General features: G+C 62.7%; 18 protein-coding genes and 1 riboswitch. Of the genes, 10 read left to right on the top strand and 8 right to left on the bottom strand.

Going from position 1 to position 16,738, the window contains the following annotated elements; genetic code table 11:
- Positions 1-249: TOBE domain-containing protein (locus tag ACTG4J_RS05245; RefSeq protein ID WP_439137691.1), on the top strand; the 249-nt coding region annotated here is incomplete at its 5' end.
- A 49-nt stretch (positions 250-298) separates the two neighbouring features.
- On the opposite strand, the gene ACTG4J_RS05240 is transcribed toward ACTG4J_RS05245, so the two are convergent.
- The 8 genes from ACTG4J_RS05240 to metZ form a co-directional block, all read right to left on the bottom strand.
- The gene (locus tag ACTG4J_RS05240; protein WP_439137689.1) at positions 299-2,038 is read right to left on the bottom strand and encodes a SulP family inorganic anion transporter; all 1,740 of its coding nucleotides are present in this window, start codon (positions 2,036-2,038) and stop codon (positions 299-301) included.
- A gap of 68 nt (positions 2,039-2,106) precedes the next feature.
- Positions 2,107-2,457 carry a TIGR01244 family sulfur transferase gene (locus tag ACTG4J_RS05235; protein ID WP_439137687.1) on the bottom strand — a complete coding sequence of 117 codons (351 nt, stop codon included), beginning with the start codon at positions 2,455-2,457 and terminating at the stop codon, positions 2,107-2,109.
- A gap of 72 nt (positions 2,458-2,529) precedes the next feature.
- Positions 2,530-3,414, bottom strand: a complete 885-nt coding sequence (locus ACTG4J_RS05230) for an MBL fold metallo-hydrolase (protein WP_439137686.1) — start codon at positions 3,412-3,414, stop codon at positions 2,530-2,532.
- Positions 3,415-3,437: 23 nt separating this feature from the next.
- Positions 3,438-3,875, bottom strand: coding sequence for a DUF6691 family protein (locus ACTG4J_RS05225; RefSeq protein WP_439137685.1), 438 nt, complete (start codon positions 3,873-3,875; stop codon positions 3,438-3,440).
- A gap of 5 nt (positions 3,876-3,880) precedes the next feature.
- Complete coding sequence (locus tag ACTG4J_RS05220; RefSeq protein WP_439137684.1) at positions 3,881-4,315, bottom strand: YeeE/YedE family protein; 435 nt, start codon at positions 4,313-4,315, stop codon at positions 3,881-3,883.
- A 191-nt stretch (positions 4,316-4,506) separates the two neighbouring features.
- Entirely contained in the window at positions 4,507-5,178 is a 672-nt protein-coding gene (locus tag ACTG4J_RS05215) for a Crp/Fnr family transcriptional regulator (protein WP_439137682.1), read from the bottom strand.
- Between the two features lie 97 nt (positions 5,179-5,275).
- Positions 5,276-5,773 (bottom strand): GNAT family N-acetyltransferase, encoded by a 498-nt coding sequence (locus tag ACTG4J_RS05210; RefSeq protein WP_439137680.1) that lies wholly within the window; start codon positions 5,771-5,773, stop codon positions 5,276-5,278.
- Positions 5,770-6,972, bottom strand: a complete 1,203-nt coding sequence (gene metZ, locus ACTG4J_RS05205; RefSeq protein WP_439137679.1) for an O-succinylhomoserine sulfhydrylase — start codon at positions 6,970-6,972, stop codon at positions 5,770-5,772. The genes ACTG4J_RS05210 and metZ overlap by 4 nt, the downstream gene beginning before the upstream one ends.
- Positions 6,973-7,042: 70 nt before the next feature.
- A riboswitch (SAM riboswitch) is annotated at positions 7,043-7,121 on the bottom strand.
- Positions 7,122-7,253: 132 nt separating this feature from the next.
- On the opposite strand from metZ, the gene ACTG4J_RS05200 reads away from it, so the two are divergent.
- The 9 genes from ACTG4J_RS05200 to ACTG4J_RS05160 all read left to right on the top strand — a co-directional run bounded on the left by ACTG4J_RS05200 (position 7,254) and on the right by ACTG4J_RS05160 (position 16,734).
- A complete protein-coding gene (locus ACTG4J_RS05200) occupies positions 7,254-8,147 on the top strand; it encodes an esterase/lipase family protein (RefSeq protein ID WP_439137677.1) in 894 nt (297 codons plus the stop codon).
- Positions 8,148-8,364: 217 nt separating this feature from the next.
- Positions 8,365-9,261, top strand: a complete 897-nt coding sequence (locus ACTG4J_RS05195; protein ID WP_439137676.1) for a 5-bromo-4-chloroindolyl phosphate hydrolysis family protein — start codon at positions 8,365-8,367, stop codon at positions 9,259-9,261.
- Positions 9,262-9,270: 9 nt separating this feature from the next.
- The gene (locus tag ACTG4J_RS05190; protein ID WP_439137675.1) at positions 9,271-10,455 is read left to right on the top strand and encodes a toxic anion resistance protein; all 1,185 of its coding nucleotides are present in this window, start codon (positions 9,271-9,273) and stop codon (positions 10,453-10,455) included.
- 6 nt (positions 10,456-10,461) lie between these two features.
- Positions 10,462-11,397 carry a DUF2927 domain-containing protein gene (locus ACTG4J_RS05185; RefSeq protein WP_439137673.1) on the top strand — a complete coding sequence of 312 codons (936 nt, stop codon included), beginning with the start codon at positions 10,462-10,464 and terminating at the stop codon, positions 11,395-11,397.
- A gap of 36 nt (positions 11,398-11,433) precedes the next feature.
- Positions 11,434-12,537 (top strand): SPFH domain-containing protein, encoded by a 1,104-nt coding sequence (locus tag ACTG4J_RS05180; RefSeq protein ID WP_439137672.1) that lies wholly within the window; start codon positions 11,434-11,436, stop codon positions 12,535-12,537.
- 111 nt (positions 12,538-12,648) lie between these two features.
- Positions 12,649-13,782, top strand: a complete 1,134-nt coding sequence (locus tag ACTG4J_RS05175) for a TFIIB-type zinc finger domain-containing protein (RefSeq protein WP_439137670.1) — start codon at positions 12,649-12,651, stop codon at positions 13,780-13,782.
- A 23-nt stretch (positions 13,783-13,805) separates the two neighbouring features.
- Positions 13,806-14,243 (top strand): D-aminoacyl-tRNA deacylase, encoded by a 438-nt coding sequence (dtd, locus tag ACTG4J_RS05170; RefSeq protein ID WP_439137668.1) that lies wholly within the window; start codon positions 13,806-13,808, stop codon positions 14,241-14,243.
- A 117-nt stretch (positions 14,244-14,360) separates the two neighbouring features.
- A complete protein-coding gene (locus ACTG4J_RS05165) occupies positions 14,361-15,788 on the top strand; it encodes a circularly permuted type 2 ATP-grasp protein (RefSeq protein ID WP_439137666.1) in 1,428 nt (475 codons plus the stop codon).
- A gap of 4 nt (positions 15,789-15,792) precedes the next feature.
- Positions 15,793-16,734 (top strand): alpha-E domain-containing protein, encoded by a 942-nt coding sequence (locus ACTG4J_RS05160; RefSeq protein WP_439137665.1) that lies wholly within the window; start codon positions 15,793-15,795, stop codon positions 16,732-16,734.
- Positions 16,735-16,738: the final 4 nt, after the last annotated feature.

The raw sequence follows: 16,738 nt of genomic DNA, 5'->3' as shown, positions 1-16,738 counted from the left end.
GAACAGCTTCGGATCGCGCGCGAGGGCGCGGCGGCAAAGGTAACCTTGATCGAGGCGCTTGGGGCGGAAACCTTGGTGCATCTGCGGCTGGGCGCCGACCGGCTGATCCTGCGCGATGGGCATGCCAGCCGGCTCCGGATCGGCGACAGCATTCAGATCGACGCCGATCCGCAAGCGGTGATGTTCTTCGACGCGGCCGGTCAAACGATGTCCCGACCCGCGCAGGCCACCCTGCGCGTGGTCGAGTGACAGCAAGGCAGAAGATGCGCGCATGGCCGCGCGAAAACCCCGCCCCCCTCTACTCAGCCGCGTTCGCAGGCGGCGGCGCGCCGGTCAGCGCGACCCAGGCATCGTATTGCGACAGGAACACCCGCCCGCTCAGATCGTCGAGGAAATGGCTTTTCTTCAGCCGGTCCGTGACCGGCCCCTTAACCTCGGACAGATGCAGGGCAATGCCCATATCCTTGAGACGGAGGTTCAACGCCTCAAGCGCCTCGAGTGCCGAGAAATCGATCACATTGACTGCCGAACACATCAAGACCACATGGCGGATCGGCCCATCCTTGCCCACACGGTCCAGCACGTAATCCTCCAAGAACCGCGCATTGGGGAAATACAGGCTTTCATCGATGCGGATCGTCAGGATCGCGGGGTCGGTCTTGACAGCATGGCGATGGATATTGCGGAAATGCTGGGTGCCGGGCACCAGCCCCACCTCGGCCACATGGGGTTTCGAGGTCTTGTAGAGATGCAAGAGGATCGACAAGATCACGCCTGCCGAAACACCCGTTTCCACCCCGAAGCCCAGCGTCAGCAAGATCGTGGCGACAACGGCCGCGAAATCGGCCTTGGAATAGCCCCAACTTGTCTTGAGGATCGAGAAATCCACAAGGCTGAGAACCGCCACGATGATCGTCGCGGCCAAGGTCGCGGTGGGCAGGAAATAAATGAGCGGCGTCAGGGCCAAGGCTGCGATGGCAAGGCCCACCGCCGTATAGGCGCCTGCAGCGGGTGTCTCGGCGCCGGCATCATAATTGACGACCGAACGGGCGAACCCGCCCGTGACCGGATAGCCACCGGTGAACCCCGCGCCCAGATTGGCGGCACCCAGACCGATCAACTCCTGATTGGGGTCGATGCGCTGGCGTTTTTTGGCTGCCAATGTCTGCGCCACCGAGATCGACTCGACGAAACCGATCACCGAAATCAGCAGCGCAGGCACGAACAGCGCGGTCAAGAGGTCGAAATTCAGGCTCGGCATGGTCAAGGGCGGCAGCGATTGCGGCACGGCGCCTACGATCGACACGCCCCGCGCGGACAGGCCGAAGCCCCAGACCGCCAGCGTGGTGACGACGACAGCGGCGACAGGCCCGGCCTTTTGCGCGATATCGGCAAGTTTGGGGCGCATGCCGCGGGCGATCAGCAGAGGCTTGAGCCCCTTGCGCACCCAAAACAGGAACACGGTCGAGACGACACCAATGACCAGCGTGATCGGGTTCACATCACCCAAATTCGCGATCAGCGAGCCCGCGATCTGGGGCAGCGTATGGCCATGTGCCGAGACGCCGAAGATATGCTTGAGCTGGCTGACAGCGATCAAGATCCCCGATGCGGTGATGAATCCTGCGATCACCGGATGGCTGAGGAAATTGGCCAAAAAGCCCAGCTTCAACAGACCCATCGCGAGCAAGATCGCACCCGACATCGCCGCCAGCGTCAGCGCAGCCAGCGCGTAGCCCATCGTGCCTTGATCGGCCACCTGCCCCACCGCCGCCGCCGTCATCAACGACACGACCGCCACCGGCCCCACCGCCAGCGCGCGGGACGTGCCAAAAATGGCATATAGAATGATCGGCAAGATCGAGGCGTAAAGCCCCGCTTCGGGTGGCAACCCCGCCAACATCGCATAGGCCAGCGATTGCGGGATCAGCATGATCGTGACGATCACGGCCGCCATCATGTCGTTTTGCAGCGCGTCGCGCGTGTAATGGCGACCCCACTCGAGGACGGGAACATATTTGCGCAGGGTCTCGATCATGGCCGGTGGTCTTTTTATGTGGGGCGGTCTGTGACAAGCCGCCGAGGGTGTTGAAGCGTCGGGGTCGGCTATGCCGCCGGGTGATCTTGCGCGGCTTGGGCCATCGACCACAGGGTGGATGAGCGCATGCCGCTGCGGCAATAGGCGAGAGCCGGGCCGGGCAGCGTTTTCAACAGGCTGGCAAAGGCCGCGGCCTTGTCCTCGGTCAGATCGGCGCCCGTGACGGGCAGGTAACGCGCCTCAAGCCCCGCGGCGCGGGCGGCTGCTTCGATCCGGGCAAAGGGCGGCTGTCCGGGTTCTTCATCATCGGGGCGGTTGCAGATCACCGCGCGGAACCCTTGGGCAGCGATTTCGCCAAGCTGGTCAGGGGTGATCTGGGCGCTGACCGACAGGTCAGCCGTAAGGGTGCGGGCGTCCATCGCGGCACCTCCTTTCGCAAAAGAAAGTCTTGAGGGGTGGTCGGGCGAGGGCATGGCCCCCGCCCCGCCGGATCACAGCGCGTTGATCGGCACCTTGAGCATGGGGTTGCCATCCCTGTCCTTGGGAATGTCGCCAGCGCGCATGTTCACCTGCAAGGACGGGATGATCAGCTTGGGCATATCAAGCTGCGCGTCACGTTCGGTACGGAACTTGACGAAATCATCCTTGGATTTGCCGCTGCCGACGTGGATGTTATGCGCCTTTTCATCGCCCACGGTGGTTTCCCACTGAATGTCACGGCCATTTGGGCCGTAATCGTGGCACATGAACAGCCGCATCTCGTCAGGCAGGCTCAGCACCGTTTGGATGCTGTCGTAAAGCGTGCCTGCATCACCGCCGGGGAAATCGGCGCGCGCCGAGCCGCCGTCAGGCATGAACAGCGTATCACCCACGAAAGCCGCATCGCCCATCACATGGGTCATGCAAGCGGGCGTATGGCCGGGGGTGTAGATCGCAAAGGCGCGCAGCCCCCCGATCTCGTAGCTGTCGCCATCATCGAAAAGCTTGTCGAATTGCGACCCGTCGCGCTGGAACTCGGTGCCCTCGTTGAAGACCTTGCCAAAGGTATCCTGCACCACGGTGATGTTGCGCCCGATGCCGATCTTGCCGCCGAGCTTGGATTGGATATAGGGCGCGGCGGACAGGTGATCGGCATGGACATGGGTCTCGATCAGCCATTCGACCTTCAGGCCCTTTTCCTCGACATAGGCGATGATCTCATCGGCATTGTCATAGGTAATCCGACCGGCCGCGTAATCGATATCCATCACGCTGTCGACGATGGCGCAGCTGTTGGAGTTGGGGTCCTTCACGACATAGGAGATCGTGTTTGTCGCGGGGTCGAAGAACGGCTCGACCTCGGGACGGACATTCATGTTCACGGGAAAATCGGACATATCAGGCCCTCCGGCTCAATGGTTCAAGATGTTGCCTGGGCCTTGGGCCGAGACAGGTTTTGCAAGAATTTCGCGGCGAAAATGCCGCCGATCAGCGCCGCGGTGAACAAGATCACCTCGATCCGGCCCGTGCCCAGCGCAGGCAACGCACCACCGGGGCAAAAGCCCGCGATGCCCCAGCCCACGCCAAAGACCGCCGAGCCGCCGATCAGGCGCGCATCAAGATTGCGCGCGGTGGGCAGAACGAAACGCCCCTCGAAAATGGGCCGCTCCCGGCCGAAGACGATGCGGTAGCCCACGAAGGTCACGATCAGCGCACCGCCCATCACGAAGGCAAGCGAGGGATCCCACGCGCCCGCGACATCGAAGAAATTGATCACCTTGGCGGGGTTGGCCATGCCCGACAGAACGATGCCGGTGCCGAAGATCACGCCGATCAGATAAATGAAAACCAGATGCATATGGGTCACCCTGCGAAAACGTGGCGGACGAGGTAGACGGTCACGGCGGTCGTCGCCATGAAGGTGAGCGTCGCCGCAATCGAGCGGGGCGAAAGCCGCGCCATGCCGCAAACGCCATGCCCCGATGTGCAGCCCGACCCGTAGGTCACGCCGATGCCGACGATGAAGCCGCCGATCAGCAGCATGGGTGTCGAGACAGGAACGGTGATCTCGGGCATTTGGCCTGCGATCAGAAAATAGACGGCCGGTCCCGTGACCATGCCCGCGAGCAGCGCGATGCGCCAGCTTGCGTCTTGCCAAGACGAAGGCGCGAAAATGCCCGCCAGAACGCCCGTAGCCCCCATGACGCGGCCGATCGTCAGCATCAGAAGGACCGATGCAAGGCCGATCAAGGCCCCGCCGCCCAAAGACGCAAAAGGTGTGAATGCAGTTTCGATCATGCGCGCACCCCATCGGTTGCGGGCAAGCATAGCTTGATTATTGCAGTCATTGGGACTGGCTCCTTCCTGTTCGCAAGATGATGCATAGCGATTCGCGCCGCGTTGATCAGTGACCTAGTCACATAAGCGCGCCATCGGCGGAAAAAGGACATGGAAAACCCGCGTTTTTCGGCCCGGCCCGCCCGCCGATGTCAGGTTTCGGCCAAGCCGCGCAGCCCCGCGCAATCGAGGATCTCGATGGCACCGCGCGATTGCGCGATCCAGCCGCGGCGCTGAAACTCGGCCAGTTGGCGCGAGATCACCTCGCGTGCAGTGCCAAGCTCGGCGGCCAGTTGGGCGTGGGTGGCTTTCAAAACCCCTGTATCAGCGCGTTCGATGATCTTTTGGGCCAGCCGGATATCCATGCGCCGAAAGGCGATATCCTCGATCACATGGAACAGATCGGTGATCCGGCGCGAATAGGCGCGGAAGACGAAATTGCGAAATTCCTTGGAGGAGGCGACCAGATCGTCGAACACGGATCGCGGGATGGCGACGGCGGTGATTTCGGTCTCGGCCACGCCTTCGGCGGTATGATCTTCATAAGCCAGCATACACGCCGTCGTCAGCACACAGCTTTCGCCCGCGGTCACACGGTAGAGAACCACCTCGCGCCCGCTTTCGGCCAATTGCTGCACCCGCACCGTCCCTTGCAACAATAACAACAGGTTATCGGGCGATTTGCCGGGGGCGAAGATCACCGTATCGGCGGGAATACGCACCACTTGGCTGCGTGTTGTCAGCACATCGCGTAAGCCCGGCTCAAGCCTGCTCAACCCGTCGAAACGGTCGATCCAATCATCGGTTTTGGCAAGCGCCGTCATGGCAAGGGCTTTCGGTCGTCATGATCTTTCCGTTTACCTAGCCGCAGTCGCCGCGAATTGCATCCCCCTTGCGCATCGGCCCGCGCAAGCGGCGCGCTCATGCCGCAGCGAAACGCGGGCGCGCCAAGGGCTTTCGCATGGTGGCACTCGGCATGGTGATCCCGTCGCGTGTGATCTGGTTGCGGTTGATCACCCGCCAACCATGGCGGCGGAAAAACCTTTCGCCCAACAGGCTTGCCTCGGTTTCCAGATCGCGCAAACCGGCAGATCGCGCGCGCCCCTCGACGATGGCATAAAGCGTATCTGCCACGCCTTGGCCCATGACCTCGGGGACGACATAGGCGAAATCGACAAAGCCCGTGGCGATATCCAAGGTCATGAAACCCAGCAAGTCCTCACCACGCTCGGCCACGACAGTCTGCGCCTCGATCAAGCGGCGGCGCCAACCTTCGTCCATCGGGGGTGCGGGCGACCACGCATGGCATTGTTCCGTCGAATAATGCCGCCCCGCCCCTTCATGCACTGCGCGGTGAAACAGCGTGGCAAGCCCCGGTGCATCGGTGATCCGGCAAGGGCGAAAGGTCAGCCCGTTCATGCGCCCACCGCCGCCGCAAGCCCGGCCAAGAGATCGGCGATCAGATCATCAGGGTCTTCCAGCCCGACCGACAGCCGCACCAGACCGGGCGAGATGCCCAAACGCTGTTTTTGCGCATCGGACAGGCGTTGGTGGGTGGTGGTCGCAGGATGGGTGATGATCGACTTCGCATCGCCCAGATTGTTCGAGATGATGATCGTCTCGAGCGCGTTGAGAAAGCGGAAGGCCGCCGCCTGCCCGCCCGCGATCTCCATCGCGATCATTGTGCCGCCCTTTTCCATCTGCGCCATGGCAAGGCCATGCTGGGGATGGCTGGCCAGACCGGGATAGATCACGCGCGTCAATCCCGCCTGCCCTTCGAGCGCGGTAGCGATCCGCAGCGCCCCCTCGGCCTGCGCGCGACAGCGCAGGTCCATCGTCTCGAGCGCCTTGAGCATGACCCAAGCGTTGAAGGGCGACATCGCACCGCCCGTATGTTTCATGTAGGGGATGACGGTCTTGTTGATGTAGTCATGCGACCCCAAGATCACGCCGCCAAGGCAGCGGCCCTGACCGTCGATATGCTTGGTCGCCGAATAGATCACCACATCCGCACCCAACCCCATCGTGTCTTGGAACACGGGCGTGGCAAAGACATTGTCCACGATCACCAAGGCGCCCACCGCATGGGCGAGCCTTGAGACCGCCGCGATATCAATAACTTCCAACGTGGGGTTCGAGATCGACTCGAAAAATACCGCCTTGGTCTCGGGCCGGATCGCGGCCTGCCACTGGTCCAGATCGGTGCCGTCGACGAAACTCACTTCGACGCCATAGCGCGTCAGCACCTCTTCGAGGATATAGAGACACGAGCCGAAGAGTGCGCGCGCCGAGACCACATGATCGCCCGCGCGCAGCATCGAGACCAGCGCCCCATTGACCGCCGCCATCCCGCTGGCCGTGGCAAAGGCGGCTTCGGCCCCTTCGAGGCCCGCGATGCGTTCTTCGAACATCGCGACCGTGGGGTTGCCGTAGCGGGCATAGATATATTCGTCGGGGCCAGTCTCGACAAAGCGCGCCTCGGCGGCTTCGGCGCTGTCATAGACGAAGCCTTGGGTCAGAAAGATCGCCTCGCTGACCTCGCCATATTGGCTACGCTTCGTGCCACCATGCACGGCGCGGGTGCGGGGTTTCCAATTGGGGGTCTTCGCGTCGGCCATTCCCGTCTCCTCTCGCATCATGTCGCGGCGCAAGACCGCGGTTAAGCTTGGGGTCGGGAGGGGGCCGGCAAGCCGAACATCCGCGACCTCTTTAGCGGTTTATTTAACGTGGCCCGCAATCCGGTTCACAAATCGCCACGGGCGGTTGGCTACGCCTTGGCCGCGCCCGCGTCAAGCGGGGTTGAGGGATCGGCAGGCGTCATGGAACTGTCGCCTGTCCTTCATCCAGATGTTGCGGCCCTGCCTTAAACCGCCCCCAAGGTCTGGCAAGGACGACGGGCATGGGGCTGATTTCCATCACCGCATCCGAAGGCGGGTGGTGCGATGCGGGTAGGCTGGCGGGGCGGTTGGCCATGCTACCCCGGGGTGGCACGGTCACCATCATGATCCACGGCTACCGTTTCGCGCCGGGCATCCGCGGCCATGACCCGCATGGGCATATCTTGTCGCAACACCCTGATCGGGGCTGTTGGAAAGCGATCAGCTGGCCGCGGCATCTGCATTTGCACCGCGCCGACGGCGGGCTGGGGATCGGCTTTGGTTGGAATGCGCGGGGGTCTTTGGGCGCGGTTGCAGCCCGCGCCTTCGACATCGGCCAGATATTGGCCGATCTGATCGCGCAGATCCGCGCGCAGCGCCCCGACCTGCGGATCAACCTGATCGCGCATTCGCTTGGCGCGCGTGTCGCTTTGGCGGCGCTGCACCGCTTGCGCGCAGGTGATGTGGCAAGGCTTGTGCTGTTGTCGGGGGCCGAATACCGCAGCCATGCGCGCGCCGCGATGGTCAGCCCCGCCGGACGCGGCGCACGGGTGTTGAATGTGGCTAGCCGCGAAAACGCGCTTTTCGATCTGATCTTTCGCATCCTTGTGCCGGCACCGATGCTGACCGATTGGGCGCTATCGGCGGGCATCGCGGATCTGGCGGGGTGGAGCGATCTTTTCATCGACCGGCCCCATAGCCGGACGGCCCTGCAACGGCTGGGCATCCGCCTGCGCCCGCACCAAGGCGCGATCTGCCATTGGTCGAGCTATCTGCGACCGGGGCTGTTTCGGCTTTATCGCGCGGTTTTCGACCCGGACGCGCCCGATATTCTGGACCGGCTCGATCATGCGCTCGCCCAAGAATCGCGCAAAACCGCCCAAAAACGCGCGGGTTGGGGCCTCACTCTCTTGTGATCGAGGGATGTGATACCGATCTGCAATAGGGGCAATCTGACCCAATCGGCGCGCACCATCTTTTTTTTGGTGTGGAAGTTTTCTAACCTAGGGGGCAATCGCGGTCATGCGGGTGATGGGGTGGGTATGAGTTCCAGTTTTCTTCAGGGCGTGTCGTTTTTCGCGTTGATGGTCGTCGTGGTCATAGCCGCCTTCGGCGGCTTTGGGACGCTTTGAGATGGCAAGGCGGTTCGGCGGAGAGTTCAGCCCCGAGGCGCGCGCGACACAAGCGACGCAGCCACGCCCTGCCCCGGTCAGCTTTCGTGGCCGCAAGCCAATGCGTCATGGCGCCAAGCTGAACCTGCTTTTCGCGCTGGCGCTTTTGCCTTTGCTCAGCATCTTTTTCCAGCCGGTCACGGCGATTGCAACGGATCTGGTCGGCATGGGGGCGCTTTTGCTTTCGGCGTGGCTGACCCGCGACGGGGTGCGCGCCGAAGACGCTTACGCAGAACGCACAGTGGCGCGCCGCCCGGCGATCCCGCGCAAGATTTTCGGCGCCGTGCTTATGGGTGCGGGGGTGGCGTTCTTGGTCTTCGGCGGTCAATGGGCGGTGCTTCCCGCGCTTTTGACCGGGGTGATCGCGGGGGCGCTCCATCTGGGTGCCTTCGGGCTCGATCCGTTGCGAGACAAGGGGTTGGCGGGTGTGGACCGGATGCAAAGCGACCGGATCGCGCGCAAGATCGACGAGGCCGAAAAGCTGCTCGAACAGATGCGCGATGCCATCCGCCGTGCGCGCGACACCCAATTGGAAGATCGCGTGGCGGGTTTTTCCGAAACCGTGCGGAGCCTTTTCCGACAGGTCGAAGCGGACCCGCGCGACCTTGGCCCGGCGCGGCGTTATCTTGGCGTCTATTTGCAAGGCGCGCGCGATGCGACCATGCAATTCGTCGATCTCTATACCCGTGGCCGCGACACGCAGGTGCGCGCCGATTACATCGCCTTTCTCGATGATCTCGACACGAATTTCGCCAGCCGGACCACAGCGCTTTTGCGCGACGACCGTACCAATTTCGACATCGAAACCGAGGTGCTGCGCGACCGTCTCAACCGTGAAAACTTGCATAACGAGGGATAAGGAACGACCATGACCACCGAAATTCGCCAACAGGCCGAAGCCGCCGCCAAGATGATCGAAGAGATTACCGCCGTGGTCTTGCCCGACCCCTCGGCCGATCTGGTGCCGCTGCCACAGGCCGACGCGCCCACCGCCGAACAGATCCGCACCCGCATGGCACAGATCGACATGGGCGACACCAATTCCATCGTCAGCTTCGGCTCGTCCGCACAGGCCGAGTTGCAGCAGATCAGCCAAGCCATGCTGCAAGGCGTAAAGAACAAGGATGTGGGCCCGGCGGGCGACAGCTTGCGCGAAATCGTGGGCACGATCCGTGGCTTTTCCGTCGACGAGCTTGACCCCAACCGCAAGCAAAGCTGGTGGGAGCGGCTTTTCGGCAAGGCCAAGCCGATCCATAATTTCATCGCCAAATATGAACAGGTCCAAGATCAGATCGATCGCATCACCGAGAACCTGCTCGCCCATGAGCATACGCTGATGAAGGACATCAAATCCCTCGACCTGCTTTATGAAAAGACGCTCGATTTCTATCACGAGCTTGCCCTCTACATTAGCGCGGGCGAGGAAAAGCTGCGCGAGTTGGACGAGGCGACCATCGCCGCCAAAGCCGCCGAGGTCGATGCCGCCCCCGAGGCCGACCAGATCCTCAAGGCGCAGGAATTGCGCGACCTGCGCGCCGCGCGCGACGATCTGGAACGCCGCGTCCATGACCTCAAGCTGACCCGTCAGGTGACGATGCAATCGCTGCCCTCGATCCGGCTGGTGCAGGAAAACGACAAAAGCCTTGTGACCAAGATCAACTCCACCCTCGTCAACACCGTGCCACTGTGGGAAACGCAGCTGGCCCAAGCCGTGACCATCCAGCGTTCGACCGAAGCGGCAAAAGCCGTGCGCGAGGCATCGGACCTGACCAACGAGCTTTTGACGCGCAATGCCGCGAATTTGCGCGACAGCAACCGCATCGTGCGCGAAGAGATGGAGCGCGGCGTTTTCGATATCGACGCGGTCAAGGCGGCCAATGCCGAATTGATCGCGACGATCGAGGACTCGCTGCAGATCGCCGATGAGGGCAAGCGCCGCCGCGCCGCCGCCGAACAGGAGATGCAGAAGATGGAAACCGAACTGCGCGACACGCTCACCGCGGCCTCGGCACGGGCCACCCAGCCCGCCGCCGACGCCACGCCGGTCGGCTAATCGCTGATGCATCTTGCGGCCCGATATCTGGCATCATGTGCCGCAGCCTTGATGCTGTCGGGCTGCATCATGCAGACCGCGCCGCAAATTCCGGCCCCATCCGCCCCGGCTGATGGGGCCGTCCATGAACCCTCGCCCGAAAGCGCGGCCTTGGCGCGCTACTATGCCGGGATCGAGGCGCGCTTGGTGGCTGATGGGCTGTTGCGCGCCGATGGCGGGCTGGTCGATGCCCCCTATAACGCCGAGATACTGGCCGCCAATTTCGAGCGGATCGCCCTTTACGACGAATACACCTTGTCGGCGGGGCGGTTCATCCAACGCGAAACACCCGCACAGCTGCGCCGCTGGGATGCGCCGGTGCAGCTTCAGGCCCATTTCGGCGCATCGGTCGATGCAGCCCAACAGACCGAGGATTTGTCGATCCTGGCCACCTATGCAAGCCGCCTGTCGCAAGCCAGCGGCCATCCGGTGATCACCGTGCCCGAGGGCGGGAATTTCCATGTCCTCTACCTCGACCGTGACGAGCAGCGCGGGGCGGGTGATCTGTTGCGTCGGCTTGTGCCGGGGATCGGGCAAGAAACCATCGCCGAAATCGAGACCATGCCGCGTGCCACCTTTTGCGCGGTCTTCGCCTTTTCCATGCCCGGCGGTCCGCCCATCTACATGCAGGCCATCGCCATCATCCGCAGCGAGCATCCCAGCCTTTTGCGCCGCTCTTGCGTGCATGAAGAGGTGGCCCAAGGGCTTGGCCTGCCCAATGACAGTGCGCGCGCGCGACCCTCGATCTTCAACGATGACGAGGAATTCGCGCTTCTGACGCCGCATGACGAGGCGCTGTTGCGCATCCTTTACGACGCGCGCCTGACGCCGGGTCTAAGCCCGGAGGCGGCCCGCCCGATCGTGCGCGTCATCGCAAATGAGCTTGTGGGCGGCGAAAGCTGACCGCGCGGATTGTATAGCCGATAGGAGTGCCAGACAGTGCCTTTCATGGATTTTCTCAAGGGTCAGTTCATCGATGTCATCGCATGGACCGACGACACCCGCGACACGATGGTCTGGCGGTTCGAGCGGTTCGGCCATGAAATCAAATACGGCGCCAAGCTGACCGTGCGTGAAGGGCAGATGGCCGTTTTCATCCATGAGGGCCGCTTGGCCGATGTCTTCACCCCCGGCCTCTACATGCTCGAGACCAACAACATGCCGGTGATGACCTCGCTGCAGCATTGGGATCACGGCTTTGCCTCGCCCTTCAAATCCGAGATCTATTTCGTCTCGACCGCGCGGTTCACCAACCTCAAATGGGGCACCAAGAACCCGGTCATGCTGCGCGATCCGGAATTCGGGCCGACACGGGTGCGTGCATTCGGCACCTACAGCGTCAAGGTCGCCGATGCGGGCCGTTTCATGACCGAGATCGTGGGCACGGATGGCGAGTTCACCACCGACGAGGTCAGTGACCAGATCCGCAACATCATCGTGCAGCAATTCAGCCAGATCGTGGCGGCCTCGGGCGTTCCGGTGCTGGATATGGCGGCCAATACCGGCGAATTCGGCAAGCTGGTGGGCAGCCGGATCTCGGGGACGTTGGCGGCCTATGGCTTGGAATTGCCCGAGCTTTACATCGAGAATATCTCGCTGCCCGCCGCGGTCGAAGAGGCGCTCGACCGACGCACCTCGATGGGGGTGGTGGGCGATTTGTCGAAATACACCCAGTTCCAGACCGCCGAGGCGATGCGGCTTGCAGCGTCCAATCCCGGCGGCGATGGCGGCATGGGCGCGGGGCTTGGCATGGGAATGGGCATGGCGATGGCGCAAGGTCTGGCGCAATCCATCGCCCCTGCCCCTGCTGCCGCCCCGCCGCCGCCCCCGCCGGTCGAGCATGTCTGGCATATCGCCGAGAATGGACAGACGCGCGGCCCTTATTCCAAGGCGGCCATGGGGCGCATGGCGGCAGAGGGCAGCCTGACCCGGCAAAGCCTTGTCTGGACTGCCGGCCAGGACGGCTGGAAAGCGGCGGGCGATTTGGTCGAATTGGCCCAGCTTTTCACCGTGATGCCGCCGCCACCGCCGCCGCCCAACTGATCCTTGGGCCTTGGTGGCACGGTCGCATGCGTATTTTTGGAAAGATGAAGGGCCAACCGCTGCGCCCGCGCGGCTGAGTTGGGATATCGCAGCATGGTGGATGAGCGCAACATGACTGAAGGCGATGATGCGCCATTGCTGGAGGAGGCGCGCTTTCCTTGCCCGTCTTGCGGTTCGGACCTGCGCTTTGCGCCGCGAGAGGGGCAGTTGGTCTGCGATCACTGTGGCCATACCAGCCCGATCGACGCAGCCAAGCATGGCCCTTGGGCACGTGAAGACCCCGCGCTGATCGAACTTGATTACGAGACCGCGATCGCGGCCAAGCTTCCCCGTGAGGAAATGGAAGAGACCCGCGTCACCGATTGCCCCGGATGCGGGGCGCAGGTGGCATTCTTGCCCGATATCCATGCCAAGGAATGCCCGTTTTGCGCCACGCCGGTGGTGGCCGATACCGGCACGCATCGCCATATCAAGCCCAAGGGCGTGATCCCTTTTCAACTGACCGAACGTCAGGCCCATCAGGCGATGAACGATTGGCTGGGGCGGCTGTGGTTTGCACCCAATGGCTTGCAAGCATATGCGCGCAAGGGGCGGCGGATGCAGGGCATTTACGTGCCCTTTTGGACTTATGACGCCGACACGGCCACGCAATATCGCGGCCAGCGGGGGGATGCCTATTACGTCACCGTGCGCGGACCCGACGGGAAATCGCGCCAAGAGCGACGGATCCGGTGGCGGCGCGCATCGGGGCGGGTGGCGCGCGCCTTTGACGATATCTTGATCCTCGCCTCGCGCGCGCTGCCCAAGCGGTTCACCGACCGGCTGGCGCCTTGGGATCTCAAGGCGTTGCGCGGTTATCGCCCTGAATTCCTGTCGGGATTTCGGGCCGAGGGCTACCAGGTGGCCCTTGATGAAGGTTTTGACGAGGCCAAGACCGTGATGGAGGCGCAGATCCGCGAGGATATCCGCCGCGATATCGGAGGCGATGCGCAGCGTATCGACCAGATGACGGTGCGCATCGACGATGTGACCTTCAAGCATATTCTGCTGCCTATCTGGGTCGCGGCCTACAAGTATCGCGGGCAATCCTACCGCTTCGTGGTCAATGGTCAGAGCGGCCGTGTGCAAGGCGAGCGGCCATGGTCTTGGATCAAGATCGCACTCGCGGTTCTCGTCGCTCTGGTGATCATCGCGCTGGCGGGCTACCTCTATGGCGTGATGGAGGAGAGCGGCGCGTTCAGATAGCGCGCGGCGCAGGGGGTAAGGCCATGCGGGCATTGGTGCAGCGCGTGAAACACGCGCAGGTGACGGTTGCGGGCGAGATGATCGGCCAGACCGGGCCGGGGGTTTTGGTCCTTGTTTGCGCGATGCAGGGCGATACACCCGAACAGGCCGATGCGCTGGCCGCGAAAATCGCCAAGCTGCGTATCTTCAAGGATGAGGCGGGCAAGATGAACCGATCGCTTCTCGATACGGGCGGGGGCGCGCTAGTGGTCAGCCAGTTCACCTTGGCCGCCGATACGCGCTCGGGCAACCGGCCCGGTTTCTCGTCGGCTGCGCCCCCCGATCAGGGTGAGGCGCTTTACCTGCGCTTTGCAGCGCGCTTGGCCGATCTTGGGCCGAAGGTCGCGACAGGCCAGTTCGGCGCGGATATGGAAGTGAGCCTGATCAATGCTGGACCCGTCACGATTTGGCTTGAAAATTAGGCAAATTGCCTAAAAATTGCTCTTTACCTTTCGGGCAACCTGCCGGAAAGGTGCCTTTCGCTGGCCCTTTGCGCGCAAAGTTGCGCCGATGGTCCCAAGCTACACTGCACGGACAACATGAACGACAGGCCGACCTTCTTCGACGAAATGTATGGGCCAGCCGGCGACCCGCGCGCGCCCTATGGCGGGTATGAGGGGTGGTTCAAACGAGAGGATCTGCGCGATCTGCGCAAGAAATCCGCCGATGCGGAGCGTTTCTTCCGCCGCACGGGCATCACCTTCAACGTTTATGGGCAGGCAGAGGCCGATGAGCGGCTGATCCCCTTCGATCTGGTGCCGCGCATTATCTCAGGCCGGGAATGGTCGCGGCTGACAAAGGGCATCGAACAGCGCGTGCGCGCGATCAACGCCTTTTTGCACGACATCTATCACCGGCAAGAGATCTTGCGCGCGGGCCGCGTGCCGGTCGACCTGATCGCCAAGAACGAGGCTTTTTTGCCCCAGATGATCGGCATGGCGCCGCCCGGCGGTGTCTACACCCATATCGTGGGCGTCGATCTCGTGCGCACGGGCGAAGATGAGTTCTACGTGCTGGAAGATAACGCCCGCACGCCCAGCGGCGTGTCCTACATGCTCGAGAACCGCGAAACCATGTTGCAGATGTTTCCCGAGCTGTTCACCCGCATCAAGGTGCAGCCGGTGCAGGATTATCCCGTGAACCTGCACCGTTCGCTGGCGGCATCCGCACCGCGCGACTGCTCGCCCGAATGCACTGTGGCGGTGCTGACGCCCGGCATCCACAATTCGGCCTATTTCGAGCATGCGTTTCTGGCCGACCAGATGGGGGTCGAGCTGGTCGAGGGGCATGATATCCGTATCATCGGCGGCAAGGTGCAGATGCGTACGACGCAAGGCTACAAGCCCATCGATGTGCTTTATCGCAGGGTCGATGATGATTTCCTCGACCCGCTGAATTTCCGGCCCGATAGCTTGCTCGGCGTGCCGGGCGTGATGGATGTCTACCGCGCGGGTGGCATCACCATCGCCAATGCACCGGGCACGGGCATTGCCGATGACAAGGCGATCTATTCCTACATGCCCGATATCGTCGAGTTCTACACGGGCGAGAAGGCGATCTTGCAAAACGTGCCCACATGGCGCTGCGGCGAGGCCGATGCGCTGGCCTATGTTCTCGATCACCTGTCGGAACTGGTGGTCAAGGAGGTGCATGGCTCGGGCGGCTACGGGATGCTGGTGGGGCCTGCCGCCTCGAAAAAGGAGCTTGCGGCGTTTCGGGCCAAGCTGACGGCGAAACCGGCCAATTATATCGCCCAGCCCACGCTGGCGCTCTCGACCGTGCCGATCCTGACGCAGGCGGGGCTGGCGCCGCGCCATGTCGATCTGCGCCCCTTCGTGCTGGTGGCGCCCGACAAGATCACGATTACGCCGGGCGGTCTGACGCGGGTGGCGCTGAAGAAGGGTTCCCTTGTGGTCAACTCCAGCCAAGGGGGCGGCACCAAGGACACTTGGGTGCTGGAGGAATAGGGCAATGCTGGGCAAAACCGCAGGCGGCCTGTTCTGGATGTTCCGCTATCTGGAACGCTCGGAAAACACCGCGCGCCTGATCGAGGCGGGGTTCCGCATCGCGCTGACACGCGCCGATGGCGATGACGACGAATGGACGAGCGTGTTGCAGACCGCCGCAGTGGCGCATCTCTATTTCGAAAAGCACGAGCAGATCGAGGCCGCCAAAGCCATCGATTTCATGCTGCGCGACATGACCAACCCCTCGTCGGTGCTGTCGGCCATTTCCTCGGCGCGACAGAATGCAAGGCTGGTGCGCACCGCGATCACCCGCGAGGTCTGGGAGGCGGTGAACGACACCTACATGGCGCTGAAGGGGGCGTTGGCGCGTCCGGTCTCTGCCCGCGATCTGCCGGAGGTCTTGGCGCTGATCCGCCAGCAATCGGCGCTGGTGCGCGGTGCGATGCATGGCACGATGCTGCGCAACGATATTTTCGATTTCTGCCGCCTCGGCACGTTTCTGGAGCGCGCCGACAACACCGCGCGTATTCTGGATGTGAAATACTATGTGCTGCTCCCTTCGATCAGCCAGATCGGATCAAACCTCGACAATGTGCAGTGGGAGACGATCTTGCGCTCAGTCGCGGGGATGCGGGCCTATCGCTGGATCACCCAAGGCGAAACGAGCCCCGTGGGCATTGCCGATTTCTTGATCTTCGACACCCGTATGCCGCGAAGCCTCGCTTTTTCGGTGGGCAAGATCGCGACCAACCTGACCTATCTCGAAGGGGCCTATGGCGCGCGCCACCCCTGCCATGACCGGATCGACATGCTGGCCGCACAGCTGCGCCATGGCACGATCGAACGCGTCTTCGAGGATGGATTGCACGAATTCATCACCGATTTCCTGTCCGATGTGGCCAAGTTGGGCCATCAGATCGAGACCGACTACAGGTTTCTGGGATGACGAC

It is taken from the genome of Roseicyclus sp. (assembly GCF_965662675.1).
GTDB lineage: Bacteria > Pseudomonadota > Alphaproteobacteria > Rhodobacterales > Rhodobacteraceae > Roseicyclus.
This window is presented reverse-complemented; position numbering and strand designations above follow the sequence as displayed.